This is a genomic window from Methylobacterium symbioticum, assembly GCF_902141845.1.
Classification (GTDB): domain Bacteria; phylum Pseudomonadota; class Alphaproteobacteria; order Rhizobiales; family Beijerinckiaceae; genus Methylobacterium; species Methylobacterium symbioticum.
The window spans coordinates 44,114-58,211 of the sequence record NZ_CABFPH010000018.1; the positions used below are offsets into that span (position 1 = coordinate 44,114).

Consider the following 14,098-nt stretch of genomic DNA (forward strand, 5'->3'; position numbering starts at 1 on the left):
ATGTCGTTCTTCGCTCCTCCGCCAACGGTGACGGCCGAGGTCTTCACGCGCCTGCCCGATCGCTTCCGCAAGGTCCGGCCGACCGCCTGGGCGAACGCCAACCGGGGCGGACACGCCATCGACTCGTTCCTCGAAGGCCCCGTCTTCGACCGGGCCGGCCGGCTCTACGTCACGGACATCCCCTTCGGCCGGATCTTCCGCATCGACCCGGCCGGCGAATGGGAGCTCGTGGCCGAGTACGACGGCTGGCCGAACGGGATGAAGATCCATCAGGACGGACGGATCTTCATCACCTGCTACAAGCGCGGCCTGATGCTCCTCTACCCCGACACGGGGGCGGTGACGCCGTTCTTGGAAACGGCGGGCTCGGAGGGTTTTCGTGGGGTCAACGACCTGACCTTCGCCAGGAACGGCGACCTCTACTTCACCGACCAGGGCCAGACCGGGCTGCAGGACCCGACCGGCCGGGTCTACCGCCTGCGCCCCTCCGGCGAGCTCACCTGCCTCGTGGACACCATTCCGAGCCCGAACGGCATCGTCATCGACGACGCCATGGGCAGCCTGTTCATCGCCGTGACCCGCGCCCAGCAGATCTGGCGGGTGCCCCTGAACGCCAGCGGCCTCGTCGCGAAGGTCGGCGTGTTCTCACAGCTGCACGGAGGCCTCGGCGGCCCGGACGGCATCGCGCTCGATGCCGAGGGCTGCCTCATCGTCGCCCATACCGGGTTCGGGTCGATCTGGCGCCTGTCGCCGGTCGCCGAGCCGCTGCTGCGGGTCAAATCGCCTGCCGGGATCTCGACCACCAACATCGCCTATGGCGGCCCGGATGGCGCAACCCTCTTCATCACCGAATCTCAGACCGGCAGCATCCTGACGGCACGAATGCCGGCTGCTGGCCAAACCCTCTTCTCGCATCACTGAACGGACCGACCGGATGACGACCTCGATGACTCGCCGCGCGCATCTCGCGGCCCTGATGGCCGGCGCCGCGATCGGCGCCGGGCTCCGGCCAGTCGCGGCGCAGACCGTGCCGTGGTCCTCGGGCACGGAGCGGCCCAAGATCACCGTGCCGCCGGGGGCCGCGGACTGCCACCACCACATCTACGATGCGCGCTTCCCCGCCTCGCCCGGCGCGACGCTCCGGCCGCCAGATGCGAGCGTTGCGGACTACAAGCTCCTGATGCAGCGCCTCGGCATCGCCCGCCACGTTGTGGTGCAGCCGTCGACCTACGGGGTCGACAACAGCCTCCTCGTTCAGTCGGTGCAGGAGTTCGGCCCGACCGCCCGGGGCATCGCGATGCTCGACGCCTCGGTTGCGCCCGAGGAACTGAAGCGCCTGGACGCGGCCGGCATCCGCGGCGTCCGGTTCGGGACGCGCCTGCCGGGTGGGGCGCCGATCACCGACCTGGTGCCGGTCGCCCGCAAGATCGCCGCCTTCGGCTGGCACATCGTGCTGGTCGCTGATGGCGACAAGATTGTAGAACTGGCCGACACTCTGAAAGGCCTGCCGGTTCCGGTCGTGTTCGACCATATGGGCCACCTGCCCGAGCCCGCCGGCCCCGACCATCCGGGCTTTAGGGTGATCGCCGATCTGATTGACAAGCACGGCGCCTGGGTGAAGCTCACCGGCGCCTACCTCCTCTCGAAGGTCGGGCCGCCGACCTATGCCGATCGTGGCCGTCTCGCCCGCGCCTTCGTGCAACTCGCCCCTGAGCGTCTCGTCTGGGGCAGCGACTGGCCACATCCGACCTCTCCTGCCGACGCCAAACCGGACGACGCCCTGCTCCTCGACCTCCTGGCGACCTGGGCCCCCGATGAGGCGGTGCGGAACCGGATCCTTGTCGCCAATCCGGCCAAGCTCTACGGCTTCTGATCCGATTTCCGACGGGGGAGGAGCCTGCCCATGCCGACTTATCGGTCCCGGCACACTGTGCTCAAGGGCGGCGCGGCGCTCGCCCTGGCCACTGTCGCCGGCCTTCGTCACCGTCCGGCGGTCGCCACCCTGGTCGGCATGCTCATCGAGGTGCCGGTGATGCTCTCGGTCGTGTGGATCGTGAACCGGAGCCAGGGCTGGCACGAGCGCGGCGCGGCGGGCAAGGGAGCGGCCCTGATGCCTGCCTCCCGTGAGGTCTGAGGCCCGCGGGCGCCTCGCCGTCATCTCCGCCCTAGGCGTCGTCGAGATCCTCGCCTGGGGCTCCTCATTCTACCTGCCGGCGGTGCTCGCCGGTCCCATCGCGGCGGATACCGGCTGGCCGCTGGCGTGGGTGGTCGGCGGCCTGTCCATCGGCCTCCTGGCGGCGGCGGTCGCGTCGCCCCGGGTGGGGCTCGCCATTCACCGGCACGGCGGCCGGCCGGTGCTGGCGCTCGCCGCGCTGCTGCTGGCGGTGGGTCATGTGGTGATCGGCCTAGCGCCGAACCTGCCGGTGTTCCTCTCCGGTTGGCTGGTCATCGGGCTCGGCATGGGCTGCGGCCTCTACGACCCGGCCTTCGCCACCCTCGGTCGCCTCTACGGCGCCGAGGCGCGCCCGGCCATAACGACACTGACCCTCTGGGGCGGGTTCGCCAGCACCGTCTGCTGGCCGCTCTCGGCCTTCCTCGTCGAGCAGGTCGGCTGGCGGGGCGCGTGCCTCGCCTATGCCGGGCTGCACCTTGCTGTGACCCTGCCGCTGGTGCTCGGGCTGATCCCGCCGGCGCCCGCGGCGGCACCCGGTGCGGCGGGGACGCACGGAAACGACGGGCCACTGGCGCCGCGCGAGCGGCGGGCCTTCCTACTGATGGCGGGCGTGCTGGTCCTGGGCGGCACCGTCATGACGCTGGTCTCGGTGCACCTGATCGCGCTGCTCCAGGCCCGCGGCGTCGCGCTCGCAGCGGCCGTGTCCTACGGCGCTCTGATCGGGCCAGCCCAGGTCGGCGCCCGCATCGTAGAGATGGCAAACAAGGGCCGGCACCACCCGCTTTGGACCCTGACCGTGGCCATGGCGCTGGTGGTCGTAGGGCTAGCCATCCTGGCGGCGGGCGTGCCGACGGTCGGCCTTGCCCTGGTACTCTACGGTGGGGGCAACGGGATCTACTCCATTGCCCGGGGCACGGTGCCACTCGCCCTATTCGGGCCGGCGCGCTACCCAGTGCTCGTGGGACGCTTGGCGCGACCTGGTCTCGCCGCACAGGCGCTGGCACCCTCGCTCGGCGCGGTGGCGCTCACTTACGGCGGCGCCGACGCGGTCTACGTCCTGCTTGTGGCGCTCGCGCTGGCGAACCTCGGGCTGGCGATAGCCTTGTGGGGGGCGCGGCCGGACGTCGTCGAGGGACGCGGCGCCGTTCGCTGAACGGAGGCTGCGCGCGGGCTTCAGAACCGGTTCAACGCGACTTGCCCAGTCTGAGGACATCTCGAACGAGGAGGGTCCTCCCATGAAGCTTCGCATCGCAGGTCTGGTTGCCGCGGCCCTGGTGCTGCTCCCCGGCGCCGCCTCCGCGCAGTGGTACGAGCGTGGGCCGCGCCATCATCACCATCAGCACTGGGACCACCATCATCACCATGGCTACGGCCACCGCCACGGCTCCGAGCGGCATCACCATCACGGCTATGACCGCCCTGTCCACTTCGACCGAGGCCACCACCATCACCATCACGGGTACTGACGGCCGCGTTCAACCGCCGGGACCATCCGACGCGGTCCCGGCGGTCGTGTGCACTTGACCGTCCCACGGTGGGAAGGGGCATCCTGAACTCCATCGACCTTCCGCGCGACCGGGAAAACTGGCATCGTCGATTCGTGACGTTCTGGCTCGCCCTCCGGCGGCTGCTCCCGCTCCTCGCGGTTCTCAGCCTCGCCCTGATGCCGGTGACCGCTTCGGCGGCCGCCGCGGGCATGCACGCGTCCGTGACGGCGCAGGCTCACGGCCCGTACGAGGCGATGCCGGCCATGGACCATGCCGACATGGACATGGCGAGCATGGACATGGACGACATGCCCTGCTGCCCGCCGGAGAAGGCGGGGAAGCCGGACTGTGCCAAGTCCGGCTGCCCTCTGATGGCGCTCTGCCTTGCCAGCGTCGCCTCCCTTCTGCCGGCAGCGGTGCCAGTCCCGGCGCCGGTCGCGACACGCGCCACGCCGGCTTGGCCTGACCTGGCGTCCTTCGCCAGCGTGCACGGCCCCCCGCTGCCTGAGCCTCCCCGAGCCTGAACCCGATGCCGCCGGCGCTCGCGCCGGCACGGTGACGCGCGCCCGCGCGCCGCCATCCATCGCCTTCAGGAGATCACACCCGTGACCAAGAACCCCTTCGCGCGCGCCGTGCCGGCCGCGCTGCTCGCTGCCCTGTCAGCGTCGACGATGACCTTCCCCGCCCTGGCAGACATCAAGGACTACCGCTTCGAGCTGGTGCAGCAGGAGGCGAAGGTCGGCGAGGCCGTTGTCGCCGTGCGTCTCGTGGACAAGCGCAGCGGCAAGCCGGTGCCCGACGCCGTGATCTTCGCCAAGCGCCTCGACATGGCGCCCGACAGCATGGAGGAGATGGTCACCAAGGTCGAACAGGTGCCCTCGACCGAGCCGGGCGTCTACCGCTTCAAGGCCAAGCTCTCGATGGCCGGCGGCTGGCGCCTGTCCCTCGGGGCCAAGGTCCAGGGCGAGACCGGCACGGTCGAGGACAAGCTGGTCTTCCAGGCCGTCAAATGAGCCGCGCCGCCTGGGCGGCCGGGGCCTTCGCTGCGCTCGCGGCGGGGGCCGTCGGCTACGGGGCGGGGCACGGGGACGTCCCCGTGCCGGCGCTCGTGGATCGCGCCCGTTCCGAGTTCGTCCCCGCGCTCGCCGAGCGCGCACGAATGGCATTCGCGCGCTGGATGCCGGCCTCGAAGCCTGGCCCCCAGGCGCCCGCCGCCAAGACCGGGCCGTCGTCCGGGCCGGTGGTCTACTACCAGGACCCGGATGGGAAGCCCGTCTACTCGGCCTCGCCGATGGTGACGGCGGATGGCCGGGAGTTCCGAGCCGTCCGTGCCAGCGAGGACGTGCGCTTCGACGACGACGGCGAGGCCATGCCCGCGGACATGGCTGGGCACGGCGCGGAGGCAAGCGAGGCGGCCAAGCCCGGCGGCGACCGGCGCATCCTCTACTACCGCAACCCGATGGGGCTGCCGGACACCTCGCCGACGCCCAAGAAGGACTCGATGGGGATGGACTACATTCCCGTCTACGCGGGCGAGGATGAGAGCGGCGTCGTGACGGTGTCGCCCGGCAAGGTCCAGCGCACCGGCGTGCGGACCGAGCTCGCGGAGCGCCGCGTCCTGTCGGTGCCAGTGCGGGCGCCGGGCAGCGTCGAGGAGGACGAGCGCCGCATCTCCGTCATCGCCATGCGCACGGACGCCTTCATCGAGAAGGTCGAGCCGGTCACCACCGGCGACCACGTCCACAAGGGCCAGCCGCTGCTGCGCCTGTTCGCGCCCGAGATCAACGCGGTCGCGGCCCAGTACCTGACCTCCATCGGCTACGAGGGCGGCCGCCGGCGGTTGGAGAACCTCGCCATCCCGCCGGAGGTCATCGACGAGATCGAGCGCACCCGGAAGGTGCCGGCCTCCATCACCTGGTCCTCGCCGCGGGACGGCGTCGTCGTCGAGCGCAATGTTTCGGACGGCATGAAGGCCAAGTCCGGCGACGTCCTGTTCCGCATCGTCGACCACACGCGCGTTTGGGTGCTGGCCGACGTAACCGAGCGCGACCTCGCCGGGGTGGCCGAGGGGCAGAAGGCGACGGTGAGAGTGCGGGCCTTCCCCGACCGCGCCTTCACCGGGACGGTGACGCGGATCTACCCCCACCTCAACATGGAGACCCGGACCGCCCGGCTGCGGATCGAGCTGCCGAACCCCGACGGCACGCTGCGCCCGTCGATGTACGCCGACGTCGAGATCGCGACCGGCGACGACAAGCCGGTGGTGGCGGTGCCCGACGACGCCGTCATCGACACCGGCGAGCGCCAGGTCGTGCTGCTCGACCGCGGCGACGGGCGCTTCGAGCCGAAGGCGGTGAAGGTCGGCCTTCGCGGCCGAGGCTACGTCGAGATCCGCGAGGGCGTCTCGGCCGGCGACCGGGTGGTCACGGCCGCGAACTTCCTGATCGACGCCGAGAGCAACCTGAAGGCGGCGCTGCAGTCCCTGACCGCCCCGAAGGACGACCGGCAGGCGGCGGGAGCGGCGCCATGATTGCGCGCCTGATCGGCTGGTCGGCCCGCAACCTCGTGTTGGTGCTTGTCGGGACCGTGTTCGCGGTCGCGACCGGCGTCCTGGCGCTGCGGACCCTGCCGCTCGACGCCATCCCCGACCTCTCGGACGTCCAGGCCATCGTCTACACCGAGTATCCAGGTCAAAGTCCGACGACCGTCGAAGACGTCGTGACATTTCCCCTCTCGACCGCAATGCTGACGGTGCCGAAGGCGAAGGTCGTGCGCGGCTTCTCGTTCTTCGGGGTGTCCTTCGTCTACGTCATCTTCGAGGACGGCACCGACCCCTACTGGGCCAGGTCGCGCGTCCTGGAGTTCCTTAACGGGGCCGCGAGCCGGTTGCCCGCCGGGGTGACGCCGACCCTCGGGCCTGACGCGACGGGAGTGGGCTGGGTCTACCAGTACGTCGTCGTCGCCAAGGAACGGACCCTCGCCGAGCTTCGGTCGCTGCAGGATTGGGTCATCCGGTTCGGCGCCTCGCGCGCCGAGGGCGTGGCCGAGGTCGCGGGCGTCGGCGGCTTCGTGAAGCAGTACAACGTGGTCGTCGACCCGAACCGGATGCGGGCCCAGGGCATCAGCCTCACCAAGCTCCGGGACGCGATCCGAGCAAGCAACGCCGACGTCGGCGGTCGCACGGTCGAGCTCTCCGAGTTCGAGTTCATGGTCCGCGGTCGCGGCTACATCCGGAGCGTCGCCGATATCGAGAACGTCGTGCTGAAGACCGCGGGCGGCACGCCGCTGCGCGTCCGCGACGTCGCCCGGGTCGAGCTCGGTCCGGACGAGCGGCGCGGCATCACCGAGATGAACGGCGACGGCGAGGTCGCCGGCGGCATCGTCCTCCAGCGCTTCGGTGCGAACGCCCTGAACGTCATCGACGGCGTGAGGGCGAAGCTCGCCGAGGTCGCAAAGAGCCTGCCGGCCGGCACAGAGATCCTGCCGGTCTACGACCGCTCGCAGCTCATCGATGCGGCCATCGACACCCTGCGGCACACGCTGGTCGAGGAGAGCGTCGTCGTCTCCCTCGTCTGCATCGTCTTCCTGCTCCACGTGCGCAGCGCGCTCGTGGCCATCCTGATGCTACCGGTCGGCATCCTGATGGCCTTCGCCGGCATGAAGGCGCTCGGGCTCGGCGCCAACATCATGAGCCTGGGCGGCATCGCCATCGCGGTCGGTGCCATGGTCGACGCCGCCATCGTCATGATTGAGAACGCCCACAAACACTTGGAGCGGGCGCCGCTGGACAAACCCCGGGTCGAGGTCCTGGTCGAGGCGGCAAGCGAGGTCGGGCCGTCCCTGTTCTTCTCGCTCCTCGTGATCACGGTGAGCTTCCTGCCGATCTTCACCCTGGAGAGCCAGGAGGGGCGGCTGTTCGGGCCGCTGGCCTACACCAAGACCTTCGCCATGGCGGCTGCGGCACTCCTGTCGGTGACCCTGGTCCCGGCGCTCATGGTGCTGTTCTTACGTGGGCGCATCGTCCCGGAGCACCGAAACCCGCTGAACCGGCTCCTCATCTGGCTGTACCGGCCGCTCATCGCCGGCGTCCTGCGGGCCCGGGTCCTTACTATCCTGCTCGCCGTGGGCGTGCTGGCGGCCACTGTCTGGCCGGCACGTCAGCTCGGCTCCGAGTTCATGCCGGAGATCGACGAGGGCACGCTGCTCTACATGCCGACCACCCTGCCGGGCATCTCGGTGACCAAGGCCGGCGAACTCCTCGCCACCCAGGACCGCATCATCAAGAGCTTCCCCGAGGTGGCCTCGGTCTACGGCAAGGCGGGCCGCGCCAACACCGCGACCGACCCGGCGCCGATGGAAATGTTCGAGACGGTCATCGCCCTGAAGCCGAAGGCGGAGTGGCGCCCGGGCGTCACCCTCGCCAGCCTCAAGGCCGAGATGGACGCGGCCCTGCAGTTCCCTGGCGTGTCGAATGCCTGGACCCAGCCGATCCGCGCCCGCATCGACATGCTCTCGACCGGTATCCGCACGCCGGTCGGGGTGAAGGTGCTCGGCACCGACCTGAAGCAGATGGAGGGGGTCGCCCGCCAGGTGGAGGCGGTCGTCCGGGCTGTGCCCGGCACGTCGAGCGCCTACGCAGAGCGGGTGATCGGCGGCTACTTCCTCGACATCGCGCCCGACCGGGAGGCGCTCGGGCGCTACGGCCTGATGGTCGGGGACGTGCAGGACGTGGTCGCGACGGCTTTGGGTGGGCAGTCCGTGACGAACACGGTCGAGGGCCGCGAGCGCTACACCGTGAACGTGCGCTACCCGCGCGCCTTCCGCTCGGACCCCAGGGCCATCGCCGACGAGGTCCAGGTGCCGCTGCCGGCCGGCGGTACGGTGCCGCTCGGCGAGGTGGCCAAAGTCGAACTCACCCGGGGGCCGACCTCGATCCGCACCGAGAACGGGCAGCTCGCGGTCTACCTGTTCGTCGACATCGGCGGGCGCGACCTCGGCGGCTACGTCGCCGAGGCGCGCCAGGCGGTGGCCGACGCGGTGAGGCTGCCGCAGGGCACGACCCTGCAATGGAGCGGGCAGTACGAGTACCTGGAGCGGGCAGAGGCACGCCTCGCGGTCGTGGTGCCGCTGACGCTGCTGATCGTGTTCCTGCTCCTCTACCTGAACTTCCGGCGCCTGACCGAGACGCTCATCGTGATGCTGTCGCTGCCCTTCGCCCTGGTCGGCGGGGTCTGGCTGCTCTGGTGGATGGGCTTCAATCTGTCGGTCGCGGTGGCGGTCGGCTTCATCGCGCTGGCCGGCGTCGCGGCGGAGACCGGCGTGATCATGCTGGTCTACCTCGACCACGCCCTCGACGAGGTCCGGGCCGGGTGCGACCGCGAGGGCCACCCGCTCACGCGGACGGACCTGCGGCAGGCCATCATGGTCGGTGCCGTCGAGCGAGTGCGGCCCAAGATGATGACGGTGACCGCGATCATGGCGGGCCTGCTGCCCATCCTGTGGAGCACCGGCTCGGGGTCCGAGGTCATGCAGCGGATCGCCGTGCCCATGATCGGCGGCATGGTCTCCTCGACCGTGCTGACCCTCGTGGTGATCCCGGCGGTCTACGCCCTGATGAAGGGGCGGAGCTTGCCCCCGGCCGGCGCGATCCGCGAGGAGGCGAACGGTGAAGCGATGCGGCTGCCGCAGGCAGCCGAGTGAGAGCGAACGGGAGATGACGATGCGGAGCGAAACGATGCCGTCCCGACGTGCCGTGCTCGCGGGCCTGGCCGCGGGGCCGGCGCTCGGACGTGGCGCCCTGGCGCAGGGGCTTCCCGAGGTCGCGGTGACCAAGGACCCGAGTTGCGGCTGCTGCGAGAAGTGGGTCACGCACCTGCGCAAGGCCGGTTTCACCGTCACCGTCACCGTGACCGAGGGCCCGGTGAACCCGCTCAAGATCCGCCTCGCGGTGCCGCGCGAGCTTGCCTCCTGCCACACCGCCCAGGTCGGCGGCTACGTGGTCGAAGGGCACGTTCCGGCCGGGGCGATCAAGCGCCTCCTGGCGGAGCGGCCGACCGGGACGGGCCTGGCGGTGCCGGGCATGCCGGTCGGCTCGCCCGGCATGGAGGTCGATGGCGTGGAGCTGGACACCTACGAGGTCACACTCTTCGGAGCCGAGGGACGTAGAACGTTCGCCCGGTACCGCGGCGGCGAACCAGCCTGAGACCGCAGCGTGACCCTGATCCGCCGAACCGGCATTCATTTCGTCGGAGCGCTCGAGTTGAACAGCTCCTTGACGTTCTTGACCAGCAGCTTCGGCTGGTGGGTGAGCAGGCGCTGGCCGTTCTTGGTGTCTCCGGTCACGGTCAAGATCCCGCCGATGATGGTGCCCATCGTATGATGCACCACCCCGAACAGATCGCCGGCGGAGACCTGCTCCAGAACCTCGTCGGACAGCAGCACGGCCTCGGCGCCGAGGGTCGGCTCCGTCGTCATCGGGGCAAGGGTGTGATGGGCCATCAATAGTTCTCGTGTTGCGAAGCGACGCCCTGATTGCGTCTAGGAGGATTGAAGCCGGATCGGCCCAGCTTGGCTGTGCTTGAGAACACCTCCGCCGGCCCGAGCCCCACCCGGTTCATCCCCGCGGTCGACGCGGCCGACCGCGAGCAGGCTGCCGTCAGGGCGCGGCGCGCGGTCGGCGCGCGTTGGCCTCAAGGGCCAGTTCTCCACCGCACAGGCATTGCACAAACAACCGGATAATCTGCTAATCTATGGGATAAAAGCTTGATCGTCGCGCGGGTAAGGCGACGAATACGGTCAATTTTAGTAAGTCGACTTCATGAGGGCTTGAATCCGACCGGATCGAGTCCCTGTTCGGCGGAGTCGGCACCGAACTCGCGGCGATCAGCGCGAGCAACGCGTCGATCAACGAGGCGCTCGGCGCGATGCAGGCCTGCCTGGACCGGACCGAGGCCAAGGCCGGCCGCGCCCTGGCCCTCTCGGTCGAGGGGCTCGCCGCCGCGCACGGCGGCCCGGCGCCGATCTCGCCCGCCACGGCCTCGCGCGCCGGGAGGCCGGCTTCGACCGCCTCGACGCCGTGCTCGCCCGGTGCCGCCTGAGGATCGCCATCGAGCCGGCCTTCAAGGGCCTGTCGTTCCGGCGGCGCGAGGGCGGCTCGATGGTCGGCCTCGACGTCGAATATGCCGAGGCCTTCGCCCGCCATCCCGGCGAGGCGCCGGCGGACATCGTCTGGTCGGCCCTGCCGCCGAGCGCGGCTTTCGAGGGCATCGCCTATTCGCGGGCCTAGACCTCCCTGCCCTACGTGCTGGCCCGCCGGGCCGGCGATACGCGCCTCGGCGGCCTCGCCGATCTGGAAGGCCGGACGCTCGGCATCATCAACGATCAGAGCGCCTATGCCACGCTGAAGGCCGCCGGGTTGCGCTGGGGTGACGCCCTCTCGGCCAAGGGGCGGCGCGTCGCCGCCCTCGGCAGCCTGATCCCTATGGCCGATCAGGGACGCATCCACGATGGCGTGGTCGATGCCTTCGCCGTCGATGCGCCGATCATGCACTGGGCCTGCACCAGCCCCGACGGCCCCTGGCGCGGGCGGATCGAGATCCTGCCGGGCAATATCGCGCCGGCCCCGTGGTTCTACGCGGCGGCGGTCGCCAACCACCCGTCCTCCTGCCGCCTGCTGATGGCGGTCGATGCCTTCCTCGACGGCTTCGCCGGAACGGCCGAGCGGGCCGCGATCGAGCGCCGCGGGCAGGGCGCGCCGGTCGCAGGGACCGGCAGCTACCGCGACGAGCCGGGCAACCTGCGCGGCAGCCCGGACCTCGCCGCCGCCTATCGGGCGCAGACGGGGCAGGATCCGCTTCCGCCGGATCTCGTCAGGCGGCACGCCGCCTGATCGTCCGGGGCGGCCGATGCGGCTGTCTCGAGGATGGGGTCGCGCGGCGCCAAGGCCGCGTCTCCCGTCCTCCGCTCCGGTGTCTCGGTAGTCCGCCCCATGGCCACCGCCGGGCCGGTCTGCGATGCAGCGCCGTCGCTCCGGCCGCACCGTTCCTCGGCGTGGCCGAACGGCCGGCGGCCGGCGCCGAGTTCCTCTCCGGTGCCGCGCCGCCCTCCGACATGTCTGGCCCCCGCCTCCGGGCCGCTTTCAGCCCGGCCGTCCGGTGGGCAGCCTCTCGGATTCCCCGTCGTCCGGCCACGCAGCCGTGGCGCGGGCCGGGGGCGGCTCAGGGCCCCTCAGTCGGAGCCGGTCTCCACGAGGTGCACGGCGCTCGTGCCCGGTTCCGCCGCCTCGGCGAGGGCGTCGCGGGCGATTTTGACGGTGACGCCCATCACGTGGCGCCGCAGCAGGCGCGACAGGCGGCTGGCGCTGCGGGCCGCGAGCGCCTCCATGATCTGCCGGTGATCCGAGACGGCCGCCCGCCAGTTCTCGGCGCTCTTGCGCGCCACGAAGCGGAAGGCCCGGGTGCGCAGCAGGATCTGCATGTAGGTGGTCTGCAGCGTCGCGTTGCCGGCAAGGGCCACCAGGGTCTCGTGGAAGCTGCGATTCGCCTGCAGGTAGGCCGGTTCGTCGCCGGCCTCGTAGGCCTCCATCATGCGGTCGTGGATCGCGCGCAGCTGCCCGATCTCGGCGTCGCTCGCCCGCCGGCAGACCAACTCGCCGGCCAGCGCCTCGAGCGCTCCCATCACGGGGAACAGCTCGTCGATCTCCTCGGGGCTGACCCGGGCCACGATGGCGCCGCGCCGGGGCAGGAGCTGCAGCATGCCCTCGGCGGCCAGCACCTTGAGGGCCTCCCGCAGGGGGGTGCGCGAGACCCCGAACCGCTGGCAGAGTTCCTGTTCGGGGACCTTGTCGCCCGGGCGGAGCGTGCCGGCCACCACCATCTCGCGGATGCCGGCGACGAGCGCGTCGTGGAGGTTGTAGCGGAAGAGCGCGGTCGGGCTGGTCATCGGGGCGGGCGATGCTTCGGGTCCGGCGAGTCATAGCAGGCTCCGCGCGCCGCTACAGCGGCGCGCGGGGGCGTCATCGTCGCTGCTCGCAAGGCCCCTCACGTCGCCGCGCGCGAGGCGGCGCCGTGCGGCAGGACCGGCGTCTCGGCCGGCGTCTCGGCCGGGGCCGTGACCTCGCCCTTCGGCAGGGCGCGCCAGGCGAGGATCGCGCCGACGAGCAGGAGCGCGATCGATCCCAGGAAGGGCAGCGCGTAGCTGCCCGAGAGCTGCGCCACCACGCCGAAGGCGAGGGGCGAGACGATGCCGGCGACCGCCGAGCCGGTGTTCATGATCCCGCTGGCCGTGCCGGCATGCTTGGGCGCGACATCCATGGGGATCGCCCAGATCGGCCCGACCGTCAGCTCGAGGAAGAAGAACGCGCCGCTGAGGCAGGCCGCGATCACGCTGAGATCGTGCAGGAACAGCACCGGCACGAGGCAGAGCATCGATCCGAGCAGGCTCGTCACGATCACCGTGCGGCGCGCCCGGGCGAGGTCGCCGGTGCGGCGGTAGAGCCGGTCGGCCCAGAGGCCGCCGAGCGTGTCGCCGATGACGCCGGCCCCGAACACGCCGAAGGCGAACAGCGCCGATTTCTTGATGTCGAGGTCGTGCGCCTTGACGAAATAGCTCGGCAGCCAGGTCACGTAGAGCCACAGGGTCCAGTTGTAGCAGAAATAGACCACCGTCGTCGGCAGCATGCCGCGCAGCAGCGCCCCCCACGGGGTCGGCTCGGTCCTGGCCGCCGCCGGCCCGCGCGCGGGTGGCAGCGCGGCGAGCTCCTCCGCGGTGCAGCCCGGATGCGTCTTCGGGTCGTCCCGGACGTACAGGCCCCAGGCCACGACCCAGCACAGGCTCACCGCCGCGAGCACGATGAAGGTGCCGCGCCAGCCGAGATAGGCCGCCATCAGGACCACGAGCGGCGGCGTCACGGTGTTGGCGAGGCGCGAGCAGGAATGGACCACGCCCTGCGCGTAGCCGCGCTCGGAGGCCGGCACCCAGCGGGTCATCGCCGTGGTGGCGGCCGGGAAGGTCGCGCCCTCGCCGATCCCGAGGAGCAGCCGCGCCAGCACCAGGGAGACGAGGCCGCCGACAAAGCCCGTGAGCAGCGTGCCGACCGTCCAGACGATGCCGCAGGCGACCAGCGTCCGGCGCGCGCCGAGGCGGTCGGCGGTCATGCCGCCGAGGATCTGGAACAGGGCGTAGGTGTAGCCGAAGGCCGAGAGGGCGAAGCCGAGCTGGATGGTGTCGAGGTGCAGGTCGGCCGCCATCAGGGGCGCCAGCGTCGAGAGGTTCACCCGGTCCACGTAGGTGATGAAGTAGACGAGGCAGATCAGCGCGAAGACGCGTCCGCGCGTGGTGGTGGCCGTCGTTCGGAGCGCGCGGACGAAGCCGCCGGATCCCAGGCGCATGAGGTGGTCCTCCCTGTCGGGCAGTTTGCTGCCAGAAGTTGCATATCGTC

General features: G+C 70.9%; 15 protein-coding genes and 1 pseudogene. 13 read left to right on the forward strand and 3 right to left on the reverse strand.

Annotation, left to right across the window (positions count from 1 at the left end):
• From MET9862_RS08845 to MET9862_RS08890, 10 genes and pseudogenes are all read left to right on the forward strand, one after another.
• The gene (locus MET9862_RS08845) at positions 1-921 is read left to right on the forward strand and encodes an SMP-30/gluconolactonase/LRE family protein (RefSeq protein WP_142582664.1); all 921 of its coding nucleotides are present in this window, start codon (positions 1-3) and stop codon (positions 919-921) included.
• Positions 922-934: 13 nt separating this feature from the next.
• Positions 935-1,873 (forward strand): amidohydrolase family protein, encoded by a 939-nt coding sequence (locus tag MET9862_RS08850; protein WP_142582665.1) that lies wholly within the window; start codon positions 935-937, stop codon positions 1,871-1,873.
• A gap of 117 nt (positions 1,874-1,990) precedes the next feature.
• Positions 1,991-2,134 (forward strand): annotated as a pseudogene (locus tag MET9862_RS08855) (arsenical-resistance protein); the annotation flags it as partial.
• The gene (locus MET9862_RS08860) at positions 2,124-3,326 is read left to right on the forward strand and encodes an MFS transporter (RefSeq protein WP_142582666.1); all 1,203 of its coding nucleotides are present in this window, start codon (positions 2,124-2,126) and stop codon (positions 3,324-3,326) included. The pseudogene MET9862_RS08855 and the gene MET9862_RS08860, both read left to right, overlap by 11 nt.
• An 82-nt stretch (positions 3,327-3,408) precedes the next feature.
• Positions 3,409-3,639, forward strand: coding sequence for a hypothetical protein (locus MET9862_RS29265; RefSeq protein ID WP_185156805.1), 231 nt, complete (start codon positions 3,409-3,411; stop codon positions 3,637-3,639).
• Between the two features lie 134 nt (positions 3,640-3,773).
• A complete protein-coding gene (locus tag MET9862_RS08870) occupies positions 3,774-4,184 on the forward strand; it encodes a hypothetical protein (RefSeq protein WP_142582667.1) in 411 nt (136 codons plus the stop codon).
• Positions 4,185-4,265: 81 nt separating this feature from the next.
• Positions 4,266-4,673, forward strand: coding sequence for a FixH family protein (locus MET9862_RS08875; RefSeq protein ID WP_142582668.1), 408 nt, complete (start codon positions 4,266-4,268; stop codon positions 4,671-4,673).
• Positions 4,670-6,190, forward strand: coding sequence for an efflux RND transporter periplasmic adaptor subunit (locus MET9862_RS08880; RefSeq protein ID WP_142582669.1), 1,521 nt, complete (start codon positions 4,670-4,672; stop codon positions 6,188-6,190). Before MET9862_RS08875 ends, MET9862_RS08880 begins: the two co-directional genes overlap by 4 nt.
• A complete protein-coding gene (locus MET9862_RS08885; protein WP_142582670.1) occupies positions 6,187-9,360 on the forward strand; it encodes an efflux RND transporter permease subunit in 3,174 nt (1,057 codons plus the stop codon). Before MET9862_RS08880 ends, MET9862_RS08885 begins: the two co-directional genes overlap by 4 nt.
• A 19-nt stretch (positions 9,361-9,379) precedes the next feature.
• On the forward strand, positions 9,380-9,862 hold the full coding sequence (locus tag MET9862_RS08890) for a DUF411 domain-containing protein (RefSeq protein WP_185156806.1): 483 nt from the start codon (positions 9,380-9,382) through the stop codon (positions 9,860-9,862).
• A 35-nt stretch (positions 9,863-9,897) separates the two neighbouring features.
• On the opposite strand, the gene MET9862_RS08895 is transcribed toward MET9862_RS08890, so the two are convergent.
• Positions 9,898-10,158, reverse strand: a complete 261-nt coding sequence (locus MET9862_RS08895) for a hypothetical protein (protein WP_142582672.1) — start codon at positions 10,156-10,158, stop codon at positions 9,898-9,900.
• 425 nt (positions 10,159-10,583) lie between these two features.
• On the opposite strand from MET9862_RS08895, the gene MET9862_RS29270 reads away from it, so the two are divergent.
• From MET9862_RS29270 to MET9862_RS08905, 3 genes are read left to right on the forward strand one after another with little or no spacing between them, the layout of a single operon-like run.
• On the forward strand, positions 10,584-10,757 hold the full coding sequence (locus MET9862_RS29270; RefSeq protein ID WP_185156807.1) for a hypothetical protein: 174 nt from the start codon (positions 10,584-10,586) through the stop codon (positions 10,755-10,757).
• Positions 10,736-10,945 carry a transporter substrate-binding domain-containing protein gene (locus MET9862_RS08900; protein ID WP_142582673.1) on the forward strand — a complete coding sequence of 70 codons (210 nt, stop codon included), beginning with the start codon at positions 10,736-10,738 and terminating at the stop codon, positions 10,943-10,945. The genes MET9862_RS29270 and MET9862_RS08900 overlap by 22 nt, the downstream gene beginning before the upstream one ends.
• A 15-nt stretch (positions 10,946-10,960) precedes the next feature.
• A complete protein-coding gene (locus MET9862_RS08905) occupies positions 10,961-11,548 on the forward strand; it encodes a transporter substrate-binding domain-containing protein (RefSeq protein ID WP_142582674.1) in 588 nt (195 codons plus the stop codon).
• A 338-nt stretch (positions 11,549-11,886) separates the two neighbouring features.
• On the opposite strand, the gene MET9862_RS08910 is transcribed toward MET9862_RS08905, so the two are convergent.
• A complete protein-coding gene (locus tag MET9862_RS08910; RefSeq protein ID WP_142582675.1) occupies positions 11,887-12,600 on the reverse strand; it encodes a GntR family transcriptional regulator in 714 nt (237 codons plus the stop codon).
• 98 nt (positions 12,601-12,698) lie between these two features.
• Positions 12,699-14,048, reverse strand: a complete 1,350-nt coding sequence (locus tag MET9862_RS08915) for an MFS transporter (protein ID WP_142582676.1) — start codon at positions 14,046-14,048, stop codon at positions 12,699-12,701.
• Between the last annotated feature and the right edge of the window lie 50 nt (positions 14,049-14,098).